The organism is Paenibacillus humicus NBRC 102415 (genome assembly GCF_004000905.1).
GTDB lineage: Bacteria > Bacillota > Bacilli > Paenibacillales > Paenibacillaceae > Paenibacillus_O > Paenibacillus_O humicus.
The window spans coordinates 16,645-41,083 of the sequence record NZ_BIMD01000033.1 but is presented as its reverse complement, the minus strand read 5'-3'; the positions used below and the strand labels follow the sequence as shown (position 1 = coordinate 41,083).

Here is a 24,439-nt window from a genome sequence, read left to right as displayed (position 1 = left end):
CCGTGTCCCGCCAGTCGGACGTCCTGCTGGTCGACGGCTACAACATCATCGGCGCCTGGCCGGAGCTGGAACGCTTGAAGGAAAGCAATCTGGAGGAGGCAAGGGACCGGCTGCTCGATCTGCTGGCCGACTATCAAGGCTATACGGGACATCAGGTGTACGTCGTGTTTGACGCGCATCAGGTTCCCGGCAGCCGCTCGGCCTACAAGCAGCACAAGCTGACGGTCGTATTCACGAAAGAAAAGGAAACGGCGGACGAGTGCATCGAACGTCTCGTCACCGAGCTCAAGAAGCGAAGCCGCCATATCTATGTGGCGACCTCGGATTCCGTCGAGCAGCATGTCGCGTTCGGCAAAGGCGCCCTGCGGATCTCGGCCCGGGAACTGGAGCTGGAGCTGCAGCAGAACCGCCGCGAGATCGACAAGTCGCTGCGTTCCGACAGCGCCAAATCCCGCAATACGATCGATGCCAAGCTGTCGCTGGAAATGCGGACGATGCTGGAAAGAATGAGACGGGGGGAATGAATGGACGGAACTGGCGATTGATGGAGATAGGCGTGTAAGCTTATCTGCCTCCGCAATAGCGTTTTCCAACCATCTGTTTACAATTTTTCAAGATCCTATCGGTTATAGAACGCTCGTTTGCGTTGACGATGTCAAGAGAGGTCTTGTATACTGTCCTTATTATTTCTGGCAAAATTGTCCGCTTTTCCGCCGCTTGTCGCCGCCTGGCTTTCCAGTCCGGACGATAGCGGAAGGAGAGCTTTTCTGACTTAAGAAAAATAGACCTTGCAGTGCACGCTTTGCAGGCCGGAGGGATAGTTGGTGAGCATCGACCTCAGAGAATGGAGTACGCACGATTATGACTGCCGAACGGATGAAGACGTTGTCGAGGCGGTGCGGACGGGCGACAGCGAAGCGCTGGAATATCTGATCAACAAATACCGGAATTTCGTTCGTGCCAAGGCCCGCTCTTATTTCCTTATCGGAGCGGACCGGGAAGACATCGTGCAGGAAGGCATGATCGGGCTCTACAAGTCCATCCGCGACTTCAAGGGTGACAAGCTGGCTTCCTTCAAAGCTTTCGCGGAGCTGTGCATCACCCGCCAAATCATAACCGCAATCAAGACGGCGACCCGGCAGAAGCATATTCCGCTGAACTCCTACGTTTCGCTGGACAAGCCGATCTATGATGAAGATTCCGACCGCACGCTGCTGGATGTCATCTGCGGCACCCGCGTCAGCGATCCGGAAGAGCTCATCATCAATCGGGAGGAGTTCGACGGCCTCGAGGACAAGATGTCCGAGATTCTGAGCGATCTGGAACGGAAAGTTCTCATGCTGTATCTGGACGGCCGCTCCTACCAGGAGATCGCCGTTGATCTGGACCGGCACGTCAAGTCGATCGACAACGCCCTTCAGCGAGTGAAGCGCAAGCTGGAGAAGTACCTCGAGCTGCGGGACGTCAGCTGTTAGGCTGCCGCCCTGATCCTGAACCTGCCTGCTTTCAAGACCCGGATGACGGGTCTTTTTTCTTTTCCGCGCCGCCTGCTGCCGATGGAAGGCCGTTTAGAAGTCTATCAAAACGGCTATACTTGGAAACAGCGATGAAAGCAGCGCGCCGTCCTCCGGTCCCGATGCCGGCAAGGGCTGTCCGCCGCCTGCCTCTCCAGCCTTCCCGCCGCTCTGCGTGCGGCTTCCGGGCCGCCCGGACGCCTTCCATTTTGCATTGACATGCAAGAATCCGTTATGATAAGGTACTTAGAGTGACTCGGATCAGGCCTGAGGCCCTCTCGGGTCCTATCGCACGTTGTTTGACGAAGCGCACTCTTAAGATCGGGAGGTGACCTAAATGCGGGTTATTATTACGCTTGCATGCACGAACTGCAAGCAAAGAAACTACACGAACACCAAGAACAAGCGCAATCACCCCGACCGCATGGAAATGAGGAAGTTCTGCAAGTTCTGCAACGAGCATACTCCTCACCGCGAGACGAGATAGTCAGGAGGTGGGTTCAGGTGACTTTTATCGCAAAGCTGAAGCAAAACTTCGGATCGACGTTTGGTTTTTTTGCAGACAGTTGGGCTGAGCTGAAGAAAGTTCGCTGGCCAAACCGTAAAGAGTTGACAAGCTATACGATCGTTGTACTCGTCACGATCGTGTTTGTGACGATTTACTTTTGGCTTCTTGACATCGGGATCTCATCTCTGGTTGAACTGATTGTTTAAGAAGGGTCCAAAGGTGGATTGTTAATGGAAAAAAGATGGTATGTGGTTCATACTTACTCGGGCTATGAGAACAAGGTGAAAGCCAACCTCGAGCGCCGCGTCGAATCGATGGGCATGGAAGACAAGATCTTCCGCGTGCTGGTTCCGATGGAAGAAGAAATCGTGAACAAGGACGGGAAGAAGAAGACCGTCATGCGCAAAGTCTATCCGGGATACGTCCTGGTGGAAATGATTCAGACCGACGATTCTTGGTATGTTGTTCGCAATACGCCTGGCGTAACGGGATTCGTGGGCTCTACAGGTTCCGGCTCCAAGCCGACGGCACTGCTTCCGGAGGAAGTGGACGCCATTCTCAACCATATGGGAATGTCCGAGCCTAAGCCGAAGATGGAATTCGAGCTGAAAGAAACCGTTCGCGTTACAGTAGGTCCGTTTGCTAACTTTGTCGGCGTCATTGAAGAAATTCAAATGGACAAGAGCAAGCTGAAAGTCCATGTCAACATGTTTGGTCGTGAAACCCCGGTTGAACTTGACTACACACAGGTCGAGAAGGTATAATGAACCGGTTTCCGGCCTCCGGATTCATCCGGATGGCGGCATGAGCATTTCATGTCAGGCAACTGACTTCGATCGCAGGAGGTGTAACACATGGCAAAGAAAGTCATCAAACTCGTCAAGCTGCAAGTTCCGGCAGGCAAAGCCAACCCGGCTCCGCCAATCGGTCCTGCGCTCGGTCAAGCAGGCGTCAACATCATGGCGTTCTGTAAAGAGTTCAACGCGCGTACGGCTGATCAAGCCGGCCTGATCATTCCGGTCGTCATCACCGTATTCGAAGACCGCTCCTTCACGTTCGAGACGAAAACTCCTCCAGCAGCCGTACTGCTCCGCGTAGCAGCAGGCATCGAGAAGGGTTCCGGCGAACCGAACAAGAAGAAGGTCGCTACGGTCAACCGTTCCAAGGTCCGCGAGATCGCAGAACAAAAAATGCAGGATCTGAACGCTGCATCCGTAGAAGCTGCAATGCGCATGGTCGAAGGTACTGCCCGCAGCATGGGCGTAACGATCGTCGACTAATCCAGGACGCGCCTCGAGGCGCGGCGTCACAGCGGGACCGCTTGGTTTCGCAGTGGGAGGGACGGCTGTACGTCAGGCGTTCCGCTACACACCACATAAGGAGGAACTCTTCATGGCAAAGCATGGCAAGAAATACGTTGAAGCCGCTAAGCTGATCGACAGCGAAGCGACTTACGAGCCGTCTGAAGCAATCGAGCTCGTGAAAAAAGCAGCAACCGCCAAATTCGACGAATCCGTCGAAGTGGCTGTCCGTCTGGGCGTCGACCCGCGGAAACAAGACCAAGCCGTTCGCGGTGTCGTTGTACTCCCGCACGGTACGGGCAAAACAAAGCGCGTCCTCGTATTCGCCAAAGGCGACAAAGCGAAGGAAGCCGAAGCTGCAGGCGCTGACTTCGTCGGCGATGCGGACATGATCAACAAAATTCAACAAGGCTGGTTCGAATTCGATGTCTGCGTGGCTACGCCTGACATGATGGCTGAAGTCGGCAAGCTCGGACGTATCCTCGGCGGTAAAGGCCTCATGCCTAACCCTAAAGCCGGCACGGTAACGTTCGACGTGACGAAGGCTGTTCAGGAGATCAAAGCCGGTAAGATCGAATACCGCCTTGACCGTGCAGGTCAAATCCATGCACCGATCGGCAAAGTGTCGTTCGACGCCGAGAAGCTGGCTGAGAACCTCAAATCGCTGATCGACGCTCTGAACCGTGCCAAACCGGCATCGGCAAAAGGGATTTACCTGAAAAACATCGCTGTATCTTCTACGATGGGACCTGGCGCTCGCGTCAACGTTTCCACGTTCCGCTAAGAGCTGCGATTCTAACTTCAGAACACGCATACCTAAGACAGTAGGTGCCTTCGGGCTTAATCCCCTACCGAGGTGTTATGATATACGTTTCCCGTAAACGGACAATCATGGCCTTCGCTGTCTTGGCGGAGGCCTTTATTCATGCACCGGCAGGTTGAAGGTAAACCGTTCTAAAGGATGCAACGGATATCCACATCGGGAGGTGTAAACAAAATGGCAAACGTAAAAGTTATCGAATCCAAGCAGCAGCAGGTGGAAGAAATCGCCGCCAAGCTGAAAGCAAGCACGACGACGGTTGTAGCTGACTACCGTGGACTGAACGTGGCTCAAGTAACGGAACTGCGCAGGCAGCTTCGCGAAGCAGGCATCGAATTCCAGGTTCTCAAAAACTCCCTCGTTCGCCGCGCGTCCGAATCCGCCGAGCTTTCCGGTCTGACAGAAGTTCTCGCGGGTCCGACGGCTATCGCCTTCGGCGCGGACGACGTCGTAGCTCCTGCAAAAATCATCTCCGACTTCGCCAAGAAAAATGACGCCCTGAAAGTAAAAGGCGGCATCCTCGAAGGCCAAGTCGTAGACGCAGCCCAAATCAAGGCGCTGGCAGACCTGCCATCCCGCGACGGCCTGCTCTCCATGCTCCTCAGCGTCCTCCAGGCTCCTATGCGCAACTTCGCGCTGGCGGTCAAAGCCGTGGCGGAAAAGCAAGAAGCGGAAGCCTAAAAACGATTTTCCTCCGTCCGGCGGCCATCGGGCTGCCGGCAGGAATTGCTTGATCCTTGCGCCGGCATAGCCGGCATCCATCACCACCAAAAAAACTTATACCCAATGGAGGTTCAACCATGAGCAACGAACAAATCTTGGAAGCCATTAAAGGCATGAACGTTCTGGAACTGAACGATCTCGTTAAAGCAATCGAAGAAGAATTCGGCGTAACGGCTGCTGCACCTACGGTTGTAGCTGCTGGCGGCGGCGCTGCTGAAGTTGAAGAGCAATCCGAATTCGACGTTATCCTTACGAGCGCTGGCGCTTCCAAAATCAACGTCATCAAAGTCGTTCGCGAGCTGACAGGTCTTGGCCTGAAAGAAGCGAAAGAAGTTGTCGACAACGCTCCAAAAGCAATCAAAGAAAAAGTAGCTAAAGAAGAAGCAGAAGCTATCAAAGCTAAGCTTGAAGAAGCAGGCGCAGCTGTAGAAGTGAAATAAGCTTTCTCTTAAAAGCTTGAGAACCCCTTGGAGCCTCGCGGTTCCAAGGGGTTCTCTCTATGAGAAGGCATACCCGGAAGGAGGGACATGATGTCGGACCACTACTATTCCCGTACGCCGGGAACGCAGCAGAACCGGCAGAAGCATGAGACGGAGCTGAGAGGCTTCCGGTTTCAGTTCATGACGGACAACGGAGTCTTTTCCAAAAGCGGAATCGACTACGGCAGCCGTTTCCTCATCGAGGAGATGGAAATCGGCGAGGCTGACCGGGTGCTGGATGTCGGCTGCGGCTATGGCCCCATCGGACTGACGGCAGCGCGGCTGGCGCCGCAAGGACAGGTTGTCATGCTGGATATCAATGAGCGAGCCGTAGAGCTGGCCGGAGAGAATGCGAAGCTGAATGGAATTGCCAATGTGCGCATACAGCAGAGCGATCTGTTCGAGAAAGCCGGCGGCGAGCCGTTTGATGTCATCTTGACGAATCCGCCGATTCGGGCAGGCAAAGCGACTGTTCACCGAATATTTGAGGAAGGGTATTCGTTGCTGAAGCCCGGCGGCAGCATGTGGGTGGTCATTCAAAAGAAGCAGGGGGCTCCTTCTGCCGAAGCCAAGCTTCAGCAGCTGTTCGGCCGCGTCAAGGAAGTCGGCAAGGATAAAGGGTTTCGGATTTTCAAGGCGATCCGTTCCTTGGACAATTAGCCGGCAATCAACCTCTCGGAGCAGCGGTCAAGGTTGATCTCGCCATGGCGGAGCCGGCGGACAGCCATGGCGTCGGATTCATCCTTCATGACCCGCTAAATCAAGCCATCTGTCGACAATGAAGATTGGAACGACTATCGTCGCGCGATGCGTCATGAAGGGATGGTCATCGCCTTATCGTGTGCTCCTGTTTTTGACTAGAGACTAAATTCTCATTTTTGTTGACTCGCCTTTGTCGATGTGCTATTATTATGAAATGTCAGCATTAAAATAGGCGGAATCTCTTTAGTCCGCTAAAATGTCAAGAATTATTTATTTGATGCGCCATGCATACAAAATTGGTTTTTGACGTATAATGTTTAGATTTTGGGCAAAATTACATGATAGGAGACCATGTCTTCCCTATGGTTCGTCCATGTGGGGGAGGCCGAGGTTTCAGACCGGAAGTATGCTCTTTTTTCGAAACCACTTCGATAAGGGCTTTTCTTTATTTACCACCATGGGATTGAGGCTCAAACCGGCCGGCCCGAAGGTAACCGGCTGAGGTCTGGCTAGGTCATGTTTCATGAGTGCGCTTATCACGCTGAGAAGCAGACATGAGGGGTGAGGTTAAGTTGGCAGGACAACTTGTTCAGTATGGTCGACGCACGCGCAGGAGCTATAACCGGATTCACGAAGTGCTCGAAGTCCCGAACTTGATTGAAATCCAACAAAAGTCTTATGAGAAGTTTCTGGAGAGCGATCTCCTGGAGTTGTTCCAGGATATTTCTCCGATTCAGGACTTCACGGGGAATCTTTCGTTGGAATTCATCGATTATAGCCTGGGAGAGCCTAAGTATTCCGTCGACGAGTCGAAAGAGCGCGACGTTACGTATGCAGCGCCGCTTCGCGTTAAGGTAAGGCTCCTTAACAAGGAAACGGGCGAGGTTAAGGAACAGGAAGTGTTCATGGGCGATTTCCCGCTGATGACCGAGACCGGCACCTTCATCATCAATGGTGCGGAACGCGTTATCGTCAGCCAATTGGTACGCTCCCCCAGCGTGTACTTCAGCACCAAGGTCGACAAAAACGGCAAGCGCACTTACACGGCCACTGTCATTCCTAACCGCGGTGCTTGGCTGGAGCTGGAGACGGATGCCAAGGATATCATCTACGTGCGCATCGACCGTACCCGGAAGATTCCGGTAACGGTGCTTCTTCGCGCCCTTGGATTCGGCAGCGATGCCGAAATCTTGGACTTGCTCGGACAGGACGAGTACATCAAGAACACGCTGGACAAGGATAACACCGACTCCACGGAAAAAGCCCTGATCGAGATCTACGAGCGCCTGCGTCCAGGCGAGCCGCCTACGCTGGACAATGCGAAGAGCTTGCTCGTCGCGCGCTTCTTCGACCCTAAACGTTATGATCTGGCCAATGTCGGCCGTTACAAGATCAATAAAAAGCTTCATATCAAAAACCGTCTGTTCAACCAGCGTCTGGCTGAAACTCTCGTGGACAACGAGACGGGCGAAATTCTGGCCGAAGCCGGCCAGATGATCGACCGCCGCCTGCTGGATGAGCTGCTTCCATTCCTGGAAAAACAGCTGAACAGCAAAACGTATCACGTCGCCAACGGCGTTCTGGATGCGGATAGTATCCCACTGCAGACGGTGAGCGTATTCGCTCCCAATGAAGATGGAAAAATCATCAAGGTCATTTCCAATGACGTCATCGACAAGTCGGTCAAACATATTACGCCTGCCGATATCATTTCGTCGATCAACTACTTCATCAACCTGCTGCACGGCGTAGGCAGCACGGACGACATCGACCATCTGGGCAACCGCCGCCTGCGTTCCGTCGGCGAGCTGCTGCAGAACCAGTTCCGGATCGGCCTCTCCCGCATGGAGCGCGTCGTCCGCGAGCGCATGTCGATCCAGGATGCCAATGCGATCACGCCGCAGGCGCTGATCAACATCCGTCCGGTCATCGCGTCAATCAAGGAGTTCTTCGGCTCCTCCCAGCTGTCGCAGTTCATGGACCAGACGAACCCTCTGGCCGAACTGACGCACAAACGCCGTCTGTCCGCCCTCGGACCCGGCGGTCTGACCCGCGAACGCGCCGGCATGGAAGTCCGAGACGTCCATCACTCCCACTATGGGCGGATGTGTCCGATCGAGACGCCTGAGGGACCGAACATCGGTCTGATCAACTCCTTGTCCAGCTTCGCCCGCATCAACGAGTACGGCTTTATTGAAGCTCCGTACCGCTGGGTGGATCCGAAGACCGCCATTGTCACGGAGCAGATCGCTTACCTGACCGCGGATGAGGAAGACAACTACGTCATCGCGCAGGCAAACGCCCTCCTGACGGAAGACAGCAAGTTCGTCGACGATCAGGTTGTCGTGCGCTACAACAAGCAGGCCGACAACATCCTGACGATGCCGACCGAGCGCGTCGACTACATGGACGTATCGCCGAAGCAGGTCGTATCCGTCGCGACGGCTCTGATTCCGTTCCTCGAGAACGATGACTCCAACCGCGCGCTCATGGGATCCAACATGCAGCGGCAAGCGGTGCCTCTGCTCATTCCGAAGGCGCCTCTTGTCGGTACCGGCATGGAGCACAAGTCCGCGAAGGATTCCGGCGTCTGCATCGTAGCGAAGCATGACGGCATCATCGAGCGCTCCTCGGCCAACGAGATTTGGCTGCGCCGCGTCGAGATGGTGGACGGCAAGCAGGTTACGGGCGATCTCGTGAAGCACAAGCTGCACAAGTTCATGCGCTCCAACCAAGGCACTTGCATCAACCAGCGTCCGCTGGCGCGCAAGGGCGACATCGTCAAGAAAGGCGACATCCTCGCCGACGGTCCTTCGACCGAGCAGGGCGAGCTGGCTCTGGGCCGCAACGTCGTCGTTGCCTTCATGACTTGGGAAGGCTACAACTACGAGGATGCCATCCTGCTCAGCGAGAAGCTTGTGAAGGAAGACGTGTACACGTCGATTCACATTGAAGAATACGAGTCCGAAGCCCGCGATACGAAGCTCGGACCTGAAGAAATCACGCGCGACATCCCGAACGTCGGCGAAGAAGCGCTCAAGAACCTCGACGAGCGCGGCATCATCCGCGTCGGCGCCGAAATCAGCGCCGGGGACATCCTCGTCGGCAAAGTAACGCCTAAAGGCGTAACGGAGCTGACGGCGGAAGAGCGCCTGCTGCACGCCATCTTCGGCGAAAAGGCGCGCGAAGTGCGCGACACGAGCCTGCGCGTGCCTCACGGCACGGACGGCATCGTCGTCGACGTCAAAGTGTTCACCCGCGAGAACGGCGACGAGCTGCCTCCTGGCGTGAACCAGCTGGTCCGTGTCTACATCGCCCAGAAGCGTAAAATCTCCGAAGGCGACAAAATGGCCGGACGTCACGGCAACAAGGGCGTCATCGCCCGCATCCTGCCGGAAGAGGATATGCCTTTCCTGCCGGACGGAACGCCTGTAGAAGTCGTTCTCAACCCGCTGGGCGTACCTTCCCGGATGAACATCGGCCAGGTGCTCGAGGTCCATCTTGGCATGGCCTGCAAGCGTCTGGGCATCCACGCCGCTACGCCGGTATTCGACGGAGCGCGCGAGTACGACGTGTTCGACACGATGGAAGAATCGGGCATGCAGCGCAACGGCAAGACGGTTCTGTACGACGGACGCACGGGCGAGACGTTCGAGCGCGAAGTCACCGTCGGCGTCATGTACATGATCAAGCTGGCGCACATGGTCGACGACAAGATCCACGCCCGCTCCACGGGTCCATACTCGCTCGTAACGCAGCAGCCTCTCGGCGGCAAAGCCCAGTTCGGCGGCCAGCGCTTCGGCGAGATGGAAGTATGGGCGCTCGAGGCCTATGGCGCGGCTTACACCCTCCAGGAGATCCTGACGGTCAAATCCGACGACGTGGTCGGCCGGGTGAAGACGTACGAATCGATCGTGAAGGGCGAGAACGTGCCGGAGCCGGGCGTTCCAGAGTCGTTCAAGGTCTTGATCAAAGAGCTGCAGTCTCTCGGCATGGACGTCAAAATCCTGAACGAGGACGAAAACGAGATCGAAATGAAGGAAATCGACGACGAGGACGAAGGCACCAGCGACAAGCTGAACCTCAACCTGGAAGGCGCCGAAGCTGGCGCGGAATAAGCCTAAGCCATACTTGAACTAAGGAGGGTTGCTCCTTGTTGGATGTGAACAACTTCGAGTACATGAAGATCGGCCTTGCATCGCCGGAGAAGATTCGCTCTTGGTCCCGCGGAGAAGTCAAGAAGCCGGAGACCATTAACTATAGGACGCTCAAGCCGGAGAAGGAAGGGCTCTTCTGCGAGAAGATCTTTGGCCCGACCAAGGATTGGGAATGCCACTGCGGCAAGTACAAGCGCGTCCGCTACAAAGGCGTCGTCTGCGACCGCTGCGGCGTTGAAGTCACCCGTGCCAAAGTGCGCCGCGAGCGCATGGGACACATCGAGCTTGCCGCTCCTGTCTCCCATATCTGGTACTTCAAAGGAATTCCTAGCCGGATGGGGCTGGCTCTCGACATGTCGCCCCGCTCGCTCGAGGAAATCATCTACTTTGCAAGCTATGTCGTGACGGATCCGGGCGAAACCCCGCTGGAGAAAAAGCAGCTTCTGTCCGAGAAGGAATACCGCAGCTACCGCGAGAAATACGGCTACGGCTTCCAAGCCGGCATGGGCGCTGAAGCCGTCAAGAAGCTTCTTCAGGACATCGACGTCGAGCGCGAGCTGGATCAGCTCAAGGAAGAGCTGCGCACGGCCCAAGGCCAGCGCCGCAACCGCGCCATCAAGCGTCTCGAGGTCATCGAGGCGTTCCGCCATTCCGGCAACAAGCCGGATTGGATGATCCTCGACGTGCTCCCGGTCATTCCGCCGGAGCTTCGTCCGATGGTTCAGCTGGACGGCGGACGCTTTGCGACTTCCGACCTCAACGACCTGTACCGCCGCGTCATCAACCGCAACAACCGTCTGAAGCGCCTGCTCGATCTCGGCGCTCCCGACATCATCGTGCAAAATGAGAAGCGCATGCTGCAGGAAGCCGTCGACGCCCTCATCGACAACGGCCGCCGCGGCCGTCCGGTTACGGGTCCCGGCAATCGTCCCCTGAAATCCCTCAGCCATATGCTGAAGGGCAAGCAGGGCCGTTTCCGCCAGAACCTTCTCGGCAAGCGCGTCGACTACTCCGGCCGTTCCGTTATCGTTGTCGGACCAAGCCTGAAGATGTACCAATGCGGCCTTCCGAAGGAAATGGCGCTGGAGCTCTTCAAGCCGTTCGTCATGAAGGAACTGGTCAACAAGGGCCTCGCCCACAACATCAAGAGCGCCAAGCGCAAAGTCGAACGAGTTAGCGCCGAAGTGTGGGACGTTCTTGAAGAAGTCATCAAGGAGCATCCGGTTCTGCTGAACCGCGCCCCTACGCTTCACAGACTCGGCATCCAGGCATTCGAGCCGATCCTTGTCGAAGGACGCGCCATCAAGCTTCACCCGCTCGTATGTACGGCCTACAACGCCGACTTCGACGGCGACCAGATGGCCGTTCACGTTCCGCTGTCCGCGGAAGCGCAGGCGGAAGCCCGCCTTCTGATGCTGGCGGCAGGCAACATCCTCAACCCTAAGGACGGCAAGCCGGTCGTAACTCCGTCCCAGGATATGGTCCTCGGCTCCTTCTATCTGACGATGGACAACAAGGAAGCGCAAGGATCAGGCTCTGTCTTCGGCTCCGTCAACGAAGCCGTCTCCGCTTACCAGCGGGGCATCGTGTCGTTGCATGCGCGCATCTTCATTCCGGCGAAGGTCCTCAAGAAGGATGCCTTCACGGACCAGCAGAACAGCTCGCTCATCTCGACGACGGTCGGCAAAGTCATCTTCAACGAGATCTTCCCGAGCTCGTTCCCTTACATCAACGAGGCGACCAAGACCAACTTGATGGACGGAACGCCGGATAAATATTTCGTGTACGAAAAAGGCGCGGACCTGAACTCCTTCCTGGACAACGTGCCGCAAATGGGCGCTGTCGGCAAGGAATACCTCGGTCTTCTGATCGCGGAATGCTTCCGCCAGTACCACACGACCAAGACGTCGGTCATCCTTGACAAGATCAAGGAGCTCGGATTCACGTACTCGACCCGCGCGGGCATCACGGTAGCCGTCTCCGACGTCATCGTGCCGCCGGAGAAGGAAGAGATCCTGAAGCAGTCCGACGAGAAGGTCAAAGTCGTGACGAACCAATACCGTCGCGGCCTGATCACCAACGAAGAACGTTATGACCGCGTCATCGAGATCTGGAGCAAGACTAAAGACCAAATTACGGAAATCCTCATGAAATCGATGGACCGCTACAATTCCATCATGCTCATGGTGGATTCCAAGGCGCGGGGTAACAAATCGCAGATCACCCAGCTGGGCGGCATGCGGGGTCTGATGGCCAACCCATCCGGCCGCATCATCGAGCTCCCGATCAAGTCGAACTTCCGTGAAGGCCTGACGGTACTCGAGTACTACATCTCGACTCACGGCGCGCGTAAAGGTCTTGCCGATACCGCCCTCCGTACAGCCGACTCCGGTTACCTGACCCGCCGTCTCGTCGACGTCGCCCAGGACGTTATCGTCCGCGAGGACGATTGCGGCACGGACAAAGGCATCACGGTGGCCAAGATCCAGGACGGCAAGGAAGTCATCGAGGATCTGTACGACCGCATCGAGGGCCGCTATTCCTTCGAGACGATCCGTCATCCGCAGACGGGAGAAGTCATCGTTGCCCGCAACGATCTTATCGACGCCGAGAAGGCCGATGCGATCGTCGATGCAGGCGTAGAGAAGCTTCAGATCCGTTCCGTACTGAGCTGCCGCGCCCGTCACGGCGTCTGCAAGATCTGCTACGGCCGCAACCTGGCGACAGGCAAGCATGTAGAGATCGGCGAAGCCGTAGGCATCATCGCGGCCCAATCGATCGGCGAGCCGGGAACCCAGCTCACCATGCGTACCTTCCATACCGGCGGCGTTGCCGGCGACGACATCACGCAAGGTCTGCCGCGTATCCAGGAGCTCTTCGAGGCGCGTAACCCTAAAGGCCAAGCGATCATCAGCGAACTGGACGGCGTCGTGAAGAGCATTCGCGAAACGAAAGACCGCCGTGAGATTGAAGTTCAAGGCGAAGCCGAATCCAAAGTGTATCCGGTCAGCTACGGTTCCCGGATCCGCGTCATCGAAGGCCAGCATCTGGAAGCCGGCGACGAGCTGACGGACGGCTCCATCGATCCGAAGGAAATGCTGCGCATCAAAGGCATCCGCGGGGTACAGAACTACATCCTGCAGGAAGTTCAGCGCGTTTACCGGAACCAGGGCGTAGAAATCAACGACAAGCACGTGGAAGTCATGATCAAGCAGATGCTGCGCAAAATCCGTATCGTCGATGCCGGCGACACGAAGCTTCTGCCTGGCGCGTTCGTCGATGTGCACGAATACGAAGCAGCCAACCGCGAAGTGCTTCTGTCCGGCCGCGAGCCGGCAGTCGCCAAACCGGTCCTGCTCGGCATCACCAAGGCTTCCCTGGAGACGGATTCGTTCCTTTCCGCGGCATCCTTCCAGGAAACGACCCGCGTCCTGACCGACGCTGCCATCAAAGGCAAGGTCGACCAGCTGCTCGGCCTCAAGGAGAACGTCATCATCGGCAAGCTGATTCCTGCCGGTACGGGCATGAACCGTTACCGCAGCATCCGCTTCGTCGGCCAAGAGGACGAACTCGAGACCGCAGCGGCGGAAGCCGAGCTCAGCGAGACGGTTCCGGTCGAATCCTAACAATTCAACCGGAAATCTTCGGAACCTTGCAATACCGCTCCACATCAGCAGCTGCCCGGCCTTCGGGCGGCTGCTCTTTTATGGGCGTGCTCTTTGAACCGGAATATCTTTTGAGCAAATGGACAAGCCCATCTTGACATGGGGATAAGTCTAGTGCTACTATATCGAAGTGTGCCTGTGAGTGGATTTCTGTGCTTAAGCAAGGATGGTGAATCCATGGCTTACAAGATTGGCACGAAGCAGACGACCAAGACCGTTGAATCAGGCAAGGCGATTCACGTCTATGTAGCCAGAGACGCTGATGACAGGCTGACCGGCGCTATCGTCGAGTTATGCGGAAGAATGAGCGTGCCAGTGACTTGGACGGAGACGATGACCGATCTCGGAGAGCAATGCGGGATTGACGTCGGAGCCGCGATGGCAGCAATGGTTGGAGATGAAGAGTAGGACGTTGTTTTTGCCGGTAAGGTTCGGATTTTTCCGCTCAATACGTCAGGCAAAAACTTTTGTTTGTCCAAAGATGAACCGCCTGGATCTGTGGGCTTAAATAATGAGCGTCAATCAGTTCAGCGTTTCATGAATTATGGGAAGGGGGTGGCAACCGACATGCCAACAATCAACCAACTGGTCCGCAAGGGCCGTCAAGCAAAAGTGGTCAAGTCCAAATCGCCAGCACTGCAGCGGGGATTCAATGCCCTGAAGCGTGAGGCTACGGAAATCAGCGCTCCGCAAAAACGCGGTGTCTGCACTCGCGTAGGCACGATGACTCCGAAGAAGCCTAACTCCGCACTTCGCAAATACGCTCGTGTTCGTCTGACGAACCGCGTAGAGGTTACGGCTTACATTCCGGGTATCGGACACAACCTGCAAGAGCACAGCGTCGTTCTGATCCGCGGCGGACGTGTAAAAGACCTTCCGGGCGTACGTTACCATATCGTTCGCGGTGCATTGGATACGGCTGGCGTCAACAACCGTATGCAAGCTCGTTCCAAATATGGCGCGAAGCGTCCTAAAGTTAAAAAGTAAGACTTTTATAAACTTCAACTTATTAGATACTGAGGGAAAGGGGGACTTGCTACATGCCACGTAAAGGTCCTGTAACAAAACGCGACGTACTGCCGGATCCTATCTACAACAGCAAGCTCGTTACACGTCTCATCAACCGCATCATGATCGACGGCAAGCGCGGCGTTGCCGCAACACTGCTGTATGATGCCTTCAAACTGATTCAAGAGCGCTCCGGCAAAGATCCGATGGAAGTGTTCGAAGCAGCCCTGAAGAACATCATGCCTGTACTGGAAGTTAAAGCCCGCCGTGTAGGCGGCGCCAACTACCAGGTGCCGATCGAAGTTAAACCTGAGCGCCGTACCGCGCTTGGTCTCCGTTGGCTCGTGAACTACTCGCGTAACCGCGGGGAGAAAACGATGGAAGAGCGTCTTGCAGCTGAAATTCTCGACGCATCCAACAACACGGGCGCTTCCGTTAAAAAACGCGAAGACACGCACAAAATGGCGGAAGCCAACAAAGCATTCGCTCACTACCGCTGGTAGGATTCTAGCAGTACAATTTGAAGGGAGACATTCCAATGGCAAGAGAGTTCTCCTTGGCAAATACGCGTAACATCGGGATTATGGCGCATATCGATGCGGGTAAAACCACCACGACCGAACGGATCCTGTTCTACACAGGCCGTACCCACAAAATCGGCGAAGTGCACGAAGGTGCAGCGACGATGGACTGGATGGAGCAAGAGCAGGAGCGCGGCATCACGATTACGTCTGCCGCGACGACCGCTCAGTGGAAGGGTAACCGCATCAATATTATCGACACCCCGGGACACGTTGACTTCACCGTAGAAGTTGAACGTTCCCTGCGCGTATTGGACGGGGCAGTTGGTGTTTTCAGTGCAAAGGAAGGCGTTGAGCCTCAGTCCGAAACTGTATGGCGCCAGGCTGACCGCTACAACGTTCCCCGGATTGCCTACATCAACAAAATGGACATCATCGGCGCGGACTTCCTGAATGTCATCAAAGACATGCGCGATCGTCTGCAAGCCAATGCTGTCGCGATTCAACTGCCGATTGGCGCCGAGAATGATTTTGTCGGCGTAATCGATCTCGTTGAACGTGTTGCCTACAAATACAAAGACGACCTCGGAAAAGATCCTGAGCAAGTCGAAATTCCTGCCGAGCTGGCTGATCAAGCCGAAGAGCTCCGCGCAGAGCTGGTCGAGAAAGTGGCCGAGCTGGACGAAGAACTCATGATGAAGTATCTGGAAGGCGAAGAAATCACCATTCCAGAACTCAAAGCGGCGCTCCGCAAGGGCGTTGTCGAAGTGAAGATCTTCCCGGTCATCGCTGGCTCCTCGTACCGCAACAAAGGCGTTCAAATGATGCTGGATGCAGTCGTTGACTATCTGCCGGCTCCAATCGACGTTCCTGCTATCAAGGGTACCCTTGAGGATGGTACGGAGACGACCCGCGAATCTTCCGACGAAGCGCCGTTCTCGGCTCTCGCATTCAAAATCATGACGGATCCTTTCGTCGGCAAGCTGACCTTCTTCCGCGTTTACTCCGGCGTTCTGAACTCCGGTTCTTACGTTGTGAACGCAACGAAGGGCAAGCGCGAGCGCGTCGGCCGTATTCTTCAAATGCATGCGAACAGCCGTCAAGAGATCAGCTCGGTATACTCCGGCGACATCGCCGCTGCAGTAGGCCTGAAGGATACGACGACTGGCGATACGCTGTGCGACGAGAAGAATCCGGTCATCCTCGAATCCATGAACTTCCCTGAGCCGGTTATCCAGCTTGCGGTTGAGCCTAAGACCAAGGCTGACCAAGACAAGATGGGTATCGCTCTGCAGAAGCTTTCGGAAGAGGATCCGACGTTCCGTGCTCATACGGACGAAGAAACGGGACAAACGATCATCGCAGGCATGGGTGAGCTTCACCTTGAAATCCTCGTTGACCGCATGCTCCGCGAATTCAAAGTAGAGACGAACGTTGGTAAACCGCAAGTTGCTTACCGTGAGACGTTCCGTCAAGCGGCTAAAGTCGAAGGCAAGTTCGTTCGCCAATCCGGCGGTCGCGGCCAGTTCGGCCACGTGTGGATCGAATTCGAACCACTCGAGCCGGGCAGCGGCTTTATCTTCGAGAACAAAGTCGTCGGCGGCGTCGTACCTCGTGAATTCATCGGCCCAACTCAAGCGGGTATCGAAGAGTCCATGAAAAATGGTGTCATCGCAGGCTTCCCGCTGGTCGACATCAAAGCTACGATCGTCGACGGATCCTATCATGACGTCGACTCCTCGGAGATGGCGTTCAAGATCGCGGGCTCCATGGCCCTCAAGGCTGCGAAAGACAAGTGTAAACCTGTCATTCTCGAGCCGATCATGAAGGTCGAAGTCACGATTCCAGAAGAGTACATGGGCGACGTCATGGGCATGCTGAACTCCCGTCGCGGACGCATCGAAGGCATGGATTCGCGCGCTGGCGCGCAAATCGTTCGTGCCAAGGTGCCTCTCGCCGAGATGTTCGGATATTCCACGACACTTCGCTCCGGTACCCAAGGTCGCGGCGTGTTCTCCATGGAACTCTCCCACTACGAAGAAGTTCCGAAATCGATCCAAGAAGAGATTGTTTCCAAGAGCAAATCGGAGTAATCTCTATATAGGTTCGCTGTGACAGGCGAAGAGCCGCTTGCGGCGTTCGTCTGTCACCTAACATAAACTTTCCTGACCTTAAGGAGGATTAAGTTCAATGGCAAAAGCTAAATTTGAACGTAATAAACCGCACGTTAACATCGGTACGATCGGTCACGTCGACCATGGTAAAACGACGCTGACGGCTGCCATCACGACTGTTCTTTCCAAAAAATACGGCGGCGTAGCTACGGCTTTCGACCAAATCGACAAAGCTCCAGAAGAGCGCGAGCGCGGTATCACGATCTCCACGGCTCACGTTGAGTACGAAACGCCTAACCGTCACTATGCACACGTTGACTGCCCAGGCCACGCCGACTATGTTAAAAACATGATCACCGGCGCAGCTCAAATGGACGGCGCGATCCTGGTTGTATCCGCAGCTGACGGCCCTATGCCGCAAACGCGCGAGCACATCCTGCTCTCCCGCCAAGTAGGCGTGCCTTACATCGTCGTATTCCTGAACAAATGCGACATGGTTGAAGACGAAGAGCTCCTCGAGCTGGTTGAGATGGAAGTTCGCGACCTTCTTAACGAGTATGAGTTCCCAGGCGACGACACTCCAATCATCCGCGGCGCTGCTCGTGAAGCTCTGCAAAACCCAGACGGTCCTTGGGCTGACAAAATCATCGAGCTCTTCGAGCAAGTTGATACGTACATCCCGACTCCTGAGCGCGACACGGCTAAGCCTTTCCTTATGCCTGTCGAGGACGTGTTCACGATCACGGGCCGTGGTACGGTTGCAACTGGCCGTATCGACCGTGGCGTAGTCAAAGTCTCCGACGAAGTTGAAATCATCGGTCTGGCTGAAGAATCCCGCAAATCCGTCGTTACGGGCGTGGAAATGTTCCGCAAGCTGATGGACTCCGCTCAAGCGGGCGACAACATCGGCGCACTGCTTCGCGGTGTTGACCGTAAAGACATCGAGCGTGGACAAGTTCTTGCTAAACCGGGTTCGGTTAAGCCGCACACGAACTTCACGGCTCAAATCTACGTCCTGACCAAAGAAGAGGGCGGACGTCACAAGCCTTTCTTCACAGGCTACCGTCCACAGTTTTACTTCCGTACAACGGACGTAACGGGCATCATCAACCTGCCTGAAGGTACGGAAATGGTTATGCCTGGCGACAACATCACGGTTACCGTTGAACTGATCGCTCCAATCGCTATCGAAGAAGGAACTCGCTTCTCGATCCGCGAAGGCGGCCGTACGGTAGGCGCTGGCGCCGTAGCATCCATCCAAAAATAATGATCCTGCAGCACTAGCTGCGGATCGGACAAGCCCTCGCTTCGGCGGGGGCTTTTTTGTATTCATTTTTAATTTGTATTCGTATCCTTCGCACTGGTTCTGAGATGAAACGGCTGTAAAAAGGAATAGGGCGGTGAGTTGGCTGCTACAACCTTTATGGCCATAGATGGCCGTTGATTACGCCTCTCCATTTATATAGAAGAAACGCAATCGACTCTCTCCATTCCAGGGAGGAATCCAATCATCCGAATCTCGTATACGTAATTCTTCAACGATAAAAACAGCCTGCAGGAGCCTTTTTCGAGCAAAAGAAGATAACATGAGCGCAAGCCTATTTACATGTTGCATTAGCATGTGTGACGTGATAAAATATTGTCTGTTGGTCTGTGACGTTGCGATGATGCGGGAGGTTGCTGACACACCCGGCTCCTTTGCCATGGAGCATGTGTAAGGAGTTCACGCGGAGTATGTCCGATACTAAATTGGGCGATAGAAGGAGGGACTTATATGGCAAAGCAAAAGATTCGTATTCGCTTGAAAGCATACGATCACCGCATTCTTGATCAGTCTGCAGAGAAAATCGTTGAAACTGCAAAACGTTCCGGGGCAGGCGTTTCCGGTCCGATTCCGCTTCCGACGGAAAAGCAAATCATCACCATTCTCCGTGCAGTACACAAGTACAAGGATTCGCGCGAGCAATTCGAACAGCGTACGCATAAGCGTCTGATCGATATTGTGAACCCGACTCCGCAAACGGTCGATGCTCTGATGCGCCTGGACCTGCCGTCCGGTGTAGATATCGAAATCAAACTGTAAGTTATCCACAAGCGTAAGCTAATGTGAGAACGAAATGAGGTGTCAACATGAAGGGTATCTTAGGTAAAAAGCTCGGAATGACGCAAGTGTTCACAGCTGAGGGTAATGTCGTGCCAGTCACGGTTATCGAAGCCGGCCCATGCGTCGTCCTGCAAAAGAAAGACCAAGAAAATGATGGCTACGAAGCTGTTCAGCTCGGTTTCTCTGACAAAAAAGAGAATAACGCCAACAAGCCGCAAGTCGGCCATGCCAAAAAAGCCAATACGGCTCCTAAGCGCTACGTTCGTGAGATTCGTGGCATCAGCCTGGGCGAATACGAAGTTGGCCAAGAAATCAAAGCTGACCTGTTCGCTGAAGGCGAGTTCGTTGACGTGACGGGCGTATCCAAAGGCAAAGGCTTCCAAGGCGTTATCAAACGTTGGGGACAAAGCCGCGGCCCTATGGCGCACGGTTCGCGTTACCACCGCGGTCCTGGTTCGATGGGTTCCATCCAAGCGAACCGCGTACCTAAAGGCAAACGCCTTCCGGGACATATGGGCCATGAGACGATTACGATTCAGAAGCTTGAAGTCGTACGCGTCGATGCTGAACGCAACGTACTGCTCGTTAAAGGCTCCATTCCGGGTCCTAAAAACAGCTTCGTTAAAATCAAACAAACGGTGAAGAAATAACTCGCCGCCTGAAGAAAGGAGGAACAAGCTATGCCTAAAGTAGATGTGGTAAATGTGAGCGGCGCAAAAGTCGGCGACATCGAGCTCTCCGAGCATGTCTTCGGCATCGAGCCTAACACTCACGTACTGCATAGCGCAGTTTTGCTGCAGCAAGCAGCCGAGCGCGCTGGCACGCACAAAACCAAAGGACGCTCCGAAGTTCGCGGCGGTGGCCGCAAACCTTGGAAGCAAAAAGGAACCGGACGCGCGCGTCAAGGCTCCATCCGCTCCCCGCAATGGGTTGGCGGCGGTACGGTATTCGGACCGACTCCGCGCAGCTACAGCTTCAAGCTGCCACGCAAAGTTCGTCGTCTGGCTATTCGTTCGGCACTGTCTTCCAAAGTCATCGCTAGCGAGCTGATCGTTCTCGATCAACTGAGCTTCGCAGCTCCGAAGACGAAGGAATTCCAAGCCGTTCTGAATAACCTCAAAGTAGGCCGCAAAGCGCTCGTCGTTACGGCTGAATTCGAGAACAACGTGGCTCTGTCCGCCCGCAACATTCCTGGTGTGAAGTTCGTCGCAGCCTCGGGCATCAATGTTCTGGATGTGCTGTCGCATGACCAACTCATCATCACCAAGGATGCGGTCGAGAAAGTACAGGAGGTGCTTGCGTAATGAAAGATCCACGCGATATTATCAAGCGCCCGGTTATCACGGAACAGACAACTGAGCTCATGGGCGCAAAACGCTATGTGTTCGAAGTTGACATCCGTGCCAACAAAACGGAAATCAAAGCTGCCATCGAGCAGATCTTCAGCGTTAAGGTGACGAACGTGAACACGCTTCGCGTGCCAGCCAAGCCTAAGCGCTACGGCCGTCATTCCGGATACACGTCCGAATGGAAGAAAGCCTTCGTTCAACTGAGCGAAGACAGCAAAGAGCTGGAATTCTTCGAGTCGGTCTAACCTGACAAGATAAGGAGGGAAACAAAGTGCCTATCAAGAAGTACAAACCGACTTCCCCGGCTCGCCGCCACATGTCGGTCTCGACATTCGAAGAGATCACAACAAACGTGCCGGAGAAATCGCTCCTGGCGCCGCTTTTCAAAAAAGCCGGCCGGAACAACCAGGGTAAAATCACGGTTCGTCACCACGGCGGCGGACACAAGCGCAAATACCGCGTCATCGACTTCAAGCGGACCAAAGACGGCATCGAAGGCCGCGTAGCGACGATCGAATACGATCCGAACCGTACTTCGAACATCGCTCTGATCAACTACGTCGATGGCGAGAAGCGCTACATCATCGCGCCTAAAGGCCTTAAAGTCGGCGATGCGATCGTTTCCGGTCCATCCGCAGACATCAAAGTGGGCAACGCGCTTCCACTGGAAAACATTCCAGTCGGTACGCTTATCCACAACATCGAGCTGAAGCCTGGCAAAGGTGGACAACTTGTTCGCGCAGCCGGCACGGAAGCTCAACTTCTCGGCAAAGAGGAATCCTACGTGGTTATCCGTCTTAGCTCCGGTGAAGTGCGCCGCATCCTGAAAACTTGCCGTGCAACGATCGGTTCTGTGGGCAACGAGGATCACGAGCTCGTGAAAATCGGTAAAGCTGGCCGTTCCCGTTGGCTGGGCAAGCGTCCTGAAGTTCGCGGCGTTGTCATGAACCCTAACGATCACCCTCACGGTGGTGGTGAAGGCCGCGCTCCAATCGGACGCAAGTCGCCTATGTCTCCATGGGGCAAACCAACCCTTGGTGCCAAAACGCGCAAGAAGAAGAAAGCATCGAGCCAATATATTATTCGTCGCCGTACGAAATAATAACCGCTTGAGCGATTGTGCGTGACGTAAGTACGTCACGCTAACGCTTCGAGGAAGGGAGGAGCAGATCCATGGGTCGTAGTTTGAAAAAAGGTCCTTTCATCGACGGGTACCTGCTGAAGAAAGTTGAAGAACTGAATGCAGCGAACAAGAAAACGGTGATCAAAACCTGGTCCCGCCGTTCCACCATCTTCCCGCAATTCATTGGACACACGCTGGCTGTTTATGACGGCCGCAAGCACGTGCCGGTATACGTGACGGAAGACATGGTTGGACACAAGTTCGGTGAATTCGCGCCGACTCGTACCTACAAAGGTCACGACGACGACAAAAAAACGGGCAGACGTTAAGTTGCGTTGCCCTTTCCATACCATCGCTGTTTGAGAGGAGGTACCTGTCATGGCAGAAGCTAAAGCACATGCTAACCAAGTGCGCATTGCACCGCGCAAAGCTCAGCTCGTTGTTGACCTGATCCGCGGCAAGCAAGTTGGCGAGGCGATCGCAATCCTGCGCCACACTCCGCGCTCCGCATCCCCGATCGTGGAAAAACTTCTGAACTCTGCAATTGCGAACGCCGAGCATAACTACCAGCTCGACGTGAACAAACTGGTCGTATCCCAGGTATTCGTTAACCAAGGGCCGACTATGAAACGGTTTATGCCGCGCGCTATGGGCCGCGCAAGCCGCATCAACAAGCGCACCAGCCACATCACGCTGGTCGTATCTGAAAAATAAGGAGGGATAACGAGTGGGTCAAAAGGTAAATCCGGTTGGTCTTCGCATCGGGGTCATCCGGGATTGGGAATCCAAATGGTACGCCGGTAAAGATTTCGGCGATCTTCTGATGGAAGACGTTCGAGTTCGCGAATTCCTCAAAGGCAAGCTGAAAGACGCTGCTGTGTCCCGCATCGAGATCGAGCGCGCGTCCAATCGCGTGAACGTCACGATCAACACCGCGAAGCCAGGCATGGTCATCGGCAAGGGCGGTTCTGAAGTTGAGAACCTTCGCAACGAGCTGACTCGCCTGACGAACGGCAAAAAGGTTCACATCAACATCTCCGAAATCAAACAAGCCGATCTGGACGCAACGCTCGTTGCCGAAAGCATCGCACAACAGCTTGAGCGCCGGACTTCGTTCCGCCGCGCGATGAAGCAAGCTCTGCAGCGCTCGATGCGCGCAGGCGCAAAAGGAATCAAAACTTCTGTCAGCGGTCGCCTCGGCGGCGCCGAGATCGCTCGTCAAGAAGGATACAGCGAAGGAACCGTGCCGCTTCATACGCTGCGCGCCGATATCGACTACGGCACAGCTGAAGCACATACGACTTACGGCCGCATCGGCGTAAAAGTATGGATCTACCGCGGTGAAATCCTTCCTGTGAAGAAGAAAGCAGCCGTCCAGGAAGGAGGCAACTAATCATGTTGGTACCTAAACGCGTCAAACACCGCAAAGAACAACGCGGACATATGAAAGGCCGCGCTAAAGGCGGCACGGAAGTTCACTTCGGTGAATTCGGCCTTCAAGCGCTTGAGCCTGGTTGGGTCACGAACCGTCAGATCGAATCCGCTCGTATCGCCATGACCCGTTACATCAAACGTGGCGGTAAAGTTTGGATCAAGATCTTCCCTTCCAAGCCGATCACCCAAAAGCCTCTCGAGGTCCGGATGGGTAGCGGTAAAGGTAACGTGGAGAAATGGGTTTCCGTCGTTAAACCGGGCAAAGTGATGTTTGAACTTGCCGGCGTATCCGAGGAAATCGCGCGCGAAGCATTGCGCCTTGCGGCCCACAAGCTCCCGGTTAAAACGAAGTTTGTGAAACGCGAAGAAGTGGGTGGTGAAGCAAATGAAAGCTAATGAATTCCGCAACCTGACCACTGACGAGCTGAACCAAAAGGTTGCCGGCTTTAAAGAAGAGCTGTTCAACCTCCGCTTCCAACTGGCTACCGGCCAATTGGATAATCCAACCCGCATCAGCGCGGTACGGAAAGAAATCGCACGTGCCAAAACGGTACTGCGCCAAAGAGAACTGGGAATCAGCAGCTAATTCAGCCCTGTGCCTGAACGGCCCAGCCTGAGGAAGGAGGAAGAACATGAGCGAACGCAACAACCGCAAAGTTCAGATTGGCAAAGTGGTCAGCGACAAAATGGATAAAACGATCGTGGTGGCTGTAGAAACCTACAAAAAACATGATCTGTACCATAAACGCATCAAATACACGAAGAAATTCAAAGCCCATGATGAAAACAACACTGCGAAAATCGGTGATACGGTTAAAATCATGGAAACTCGTCCGCTGTCGAAAGACAAGCGTTGGAGACTGGTTCAAGTCGTCGAAGAAGCCGTTGTACTTTAAGACGATTCGGCCATCATGACT

The 24,439-nt window shown here is 54.9% G+C and carries 28 protein-coding genes and 1 other annotated feature; all 28 genes read left to right on the top strand.

Annotation, left to right across the window (positions count from 1 at the left end):
- The first annotated feature begins 2 nt into the window (after window positions 1-2).
- On the top strand, window positions 3-524 hold the full coding sequence (locus PHU01S_RS18095; protein ID WP_021878530.1) for an NYN domain-containing protein: 522 nt from the start codon (window positions 3-5) through the stop codon (window positions 522-524).
- Window positions 525-824: 300 nt separating this feature from the next.
- On the top strand, window positions 825-1,475 hold the full coding sequence (sigH, locus tag PHU01S_RS18090; RefSeq protein WP_048743637.1) for an RNA polymerase sporulation sigma factor SigH: 651 nt from the start codon (window positions 825-827) through the stop codon (window positions 1,473-1,475).
- Window positions 1,476-1,851: 376 nt separating this feature from the next.
- Window positions 1,852-2,001, top strand: a complete 150-nt coding sequence (gene rpmG / locus PHU01S_RS18085; protein WP_021878532.1) for a 50S ribosomal protein L33 — start codon at window positions 1,852-1,854, stop codon at window positions 1,999-2,001.
- A gap of 17 nt (window positions 2,002-2,018) precedes the next feature.
- A complete protein-coding gene (secE, locus tag PHU01S_RS18080) occupies window positions 2,019-2,228 on the top strand; it encodes a preprotein translocase subunit SecE (protein ID WP_021878533.1) in 210 nt (69 codons plus the stop codon).
- Window positions 2,229-2,252: 24 nt separating this feature from the next.
- Complete coding sequence (gene nusG, locus PHU01S_RS18075; protein WP_048743635.1) at window positions 2,253-2,786, top strand: transcription termination/antitermination protein NusG; 534 nt, start codon at window positions 2,253-2,255, stop codon at window positions 2,784-2,786.
- A gap of 90 nt (window positions 2,787-2,876) precedes the next feature.
- On the top strand, window positions 2,877-3,302 hold the full coding sequence (rplK, locus tag PHU01S_RS18070; RefSeq protein ID WP_021878535.1) for a 50S ribosomal protein L11: 426 nt from the start codon (window positions 2,877-2,879) through the stop codon (window positions 3,300-3,302).
- 112 nt (window positions 3,303-3,414) lie between these two features.
- Window positions 3,415-4,107, top strand: coding sequence for a 50S ribosomal protein L1 (gene rplA, locus PHU01S_RS18065; protein WP_048743631.1), 693 nt, complete (start codon window positions 3,415-3,417; stop codon window positions 4,105-4,107).
- Between the two features lie 13 nt (window positions 4,108-4,120).
- Window positions 4,121-4,256, top strand: a sequence feature (ribosomal protein L10 leader region).
- Window positions 4,257-4,320: 64 nt separating this feature from the next.
- Window positions 4,321-4,824: a 50S ribosomal protein L10 gene (gene rplJ, locus PHU01S_RS18060; RefSeq protein WP_048743629.1), complete on the top strand. Its 504-nt coding sequence runs from the start codon at window positions 4,321-4,323 to the stop codon at window positions 4,822-4,824.
- A gap of 119 nt (window positions 4,825-4,943) precedes the next feature.
- Window positions 4,944-5,306 carry a 50S ribosomal protein L7/L12 gene (rplL, locus tag PHU01S_RS18055; protein ID WP_048743628.1) on the top strand — a complete coding sequence of 121 codons (363 nt, stop codon included), beginning with the start codon at window positions 4,944-4,946 and terminating at the stop codon, window positions 5,304-5,306.
- 90 nt (window positions 5,307-5,396) lie between these two features.
- Entirely contained in the window at window positions 5,397-6,005 is a 609-nt protein-coding gene (locus PHU01S_RS18050) for a class I SAM-dependent methyltransferase (protein WP_049868847.1), read from the top strand.
- A gap of 614 nt (window positions 6,006-6,619) precedes the next feature.
- Window positions 6,620-10,165 carry a DNA-directed RNA polymerase subunit beta gene (gene rpoB, locus PHU01S_RS18045; RefSeq protein ID WP_048743625.1) on the top strand — a complete coding sequence of 1,182 codons (3,546 nt, stop codon included), beginning with the start codon at window positions 6,620-6,622 and terminating at the stop codon, window positions 10,163-10,165.
- 35 nt (window positions 10,166-10,200) lie between these two features.
- Window positions 10,201-13,830 (top strand): DNA-directed RNA polymerase subunit beta', encoded by a 3,630-nt coding sequence (gene rpoC, locus PHU01S_RS18040; RefSeq protein WP_048743623.1) that lies wholly within the window; start codon window positions 10,201-10,203, stop codon window positions 13,828-13,830.
- Between the two features lie 216 nt (window positions 13,831-14,046).
- Window positions 14,047-14,277, top strand: a complete 231-nt coding sequence (locus PHU01S_RS18035) for a ribosomal L7Ae/L30e/S12e/Gadd45 family protein (RefSeq protein ID WP_048743622.1) — start codon at window positions 14,047-14,049, stop codon at window positions 14,275-14,277.
- A 159-nt stretch (window positions 14,278-14,436) separates the two neighbouring features.
- Window positions 14,437-14,856, top strand: coding sequence for a 30S ribosomal protein S12 (rpsL, locus tag PHU01S_RS18030; RefSeq protein WP_048743621.1), 420 nt, complete (start codon window positions 14,437-14,439; stop codon window positions 14,854-14,856).
- Between the two features lie 53 nt (window positions 14,857-14,909).
- Window positions 14,910-15,380, top strand: coding sequence for a 30S ribosomal protein S7 (rpsG, locus tag PHU01S_RS18025; RefSeq protein WP_048743619.1), 471 nt, complete (start codon window positions 14,910-14,912; stop codon window positions 15,378-15,380).
- A 35-nt stretch (window positions 15,381-15,415) separates the two neighbouring features.
- On the top strand, window positions 15,416-17,491 hold the full coding sequence (gene fusA, locus PHU01S_RS18020; RefSeq protein ID WP_048743618.1) for an elongation factor G: 2,076 nt from the start codon (window positions 15,416-15,418) through the stop codon (window positions 17,489-17,491).
- 97 nt (window positions 17,492-17,588) lie between these two features.
- Window positions 17,589-18,779: an elongation factor Tu gene (gene tuf / locus PHU01S_RS18015; RefSeq protein ID WP_021878333.1), complete on the top strand. Its 1,191-nt coding sequence runs from the start codon at window positions 17,589-17,591 to the stop codon at window positions 18,777-18,779.
- A 507-nt stretch (window positions 18,780-19,286) separates the two neighbouring features.
- On the top strand, window positions 19,287-19,595 hold the full coding sequence (gene rpsJ / locus PHU01S_RS18010) for a 30S ribosomal protein S10 (protein WP_017692074.1): 309 nt from the start codon (window positions 19,287-19,289) through the stop codon (window positions 19,593-19,595).
- 47 nt (window positions 19,596-19,642) lie between these two features.
- Complete coding sequence (rplC, locus tag PHU01S_RS18005) at window positions 19,643-20,266, top strand: 50S ribosomal protein L3 (RefSeq protein ID WP_021878331.1); 624 nt, start codon at window positions 19,643-19,645, stop codon at window positions 20,264-20,266.
- A gap of 30 nt (window positions 20,267-20,296) precedes the next feature.
- A complete protein-coding gene (gene rplD, locus PHU01S_RS18000) occupies window positions 20,297-20,920 on the top strand; it encodes a 50S ribosomal protein L4 (protein ID WP_021878330.1) in 624 nt (207 codons plus the stop codon).
- On the top strand, window positions 20,920-21,210 hold the full coding sequence (gene rplW, locus PHU01S_RS17995; protein ID WP_021878329.1) for a 50S ribosomal protein L23: 291 nt from the start codon (window positions 20,920-20,922) through the stop codon (window positions 21,208-21,210). The genes rplD and rplW overlap by 1 nt, the downstream gene beginning before the upstream one ends.
- Before the next feature lie 26 nt (window positions 21,211-21,236).
- Window positions 21,237-22,067, top strand: a complete 831-nt coding sequence (rplB, locus tag PHU01S_RS17990) for a 50S ribosomal protein L2 (protein ID WP_021878328.1) — start codon at window positions 21,237-21,239, stop codon at window positions 22,065-22,067.
- Between the two features lie 71 nt (window positions 22,068-22,138).
- Window positions 22,139-22,417 (top strand): 30S ribosomal protein S19, encoded by a 279-nt coding sequence (gene rpsS, locus PHU01S_RS17985; RefSeq protein WP_021878327.1) that lies wholly within the window; start codon window positions 22,139-22,141, stop codon window positions 22,415-22,417.
- A 49-nt stretch (window positions 22,418-22,466) separates the two neighbouring features.
- Window positions 22,467-22,802: a 50S ribosomal protein L22 gene (rplV, locus tag PHU01S_RS17980; RefSeq protein WP_021878326.1), complete on the top strand. Its 336-nt coding sequence runs from the start codon at window positions 22,467-22,469 to the stop codon at window positions 22,800-22,802.
- A 13-nt stretch (window positions 22,803-22,815) separates the two neighbouring features.
- Window positions 22,816-23,481, top strand: a complete 666-nt coding sequence (gene rpsC / locus PHU01S_RS17975; RefSeq protein WP_021878325.1) for a 30S ribosomal protein S3 — start codon at window positions 22,816-22,818, stop codon at window positions 23,479-23,481.
- A gap of 2 nt (window positions 23,482-23,483) precedes the next feature.
- Window positions 23,484-23,918: a 50S ribosomal protein L16 gene (gene rplP / locus PHU01S_RS17970; protein ID WP_048743604.1), complete on the top strand. Its 435-nt coding sequence runs from the start codon at window positions 23,484-23,486 to the stop codon at window positions 23,916-23,918.
- Complete coding sequence (gene rpmC / locus PHU01S_RS17965) at window positions 23,908-24,108, top strand: 50S ribosomal protein L29 (RefSeq protein ID WP_048743602.1); 201 nt, start codon at window positions 23,908-23,910, stop codon at window positions 24,106-24,108. Before rplP ends, rpmC begins: the two co-directional genes overlap by 11 nt.
- A gap of 46 nt (window positions 24,109-24,154) precedes the next feature.
- Window positions 24,155-24,418 carry a 30S ribosomal protein S17 gene (rpsQ, locus tag PHU01S_RS17960; RefSeq protein ID WP_021878322.1) on the top strand — a complete coding sequence of 88 codons (264 nt, stop codon included), beginning with the start codon at window positions 24,155-24,157 and terminating at the stop codon, window positions 24,416-24,418.
- The last annotated feature ends 21 nt before the right edge of the window (window positions 24,419-24,439 follow it).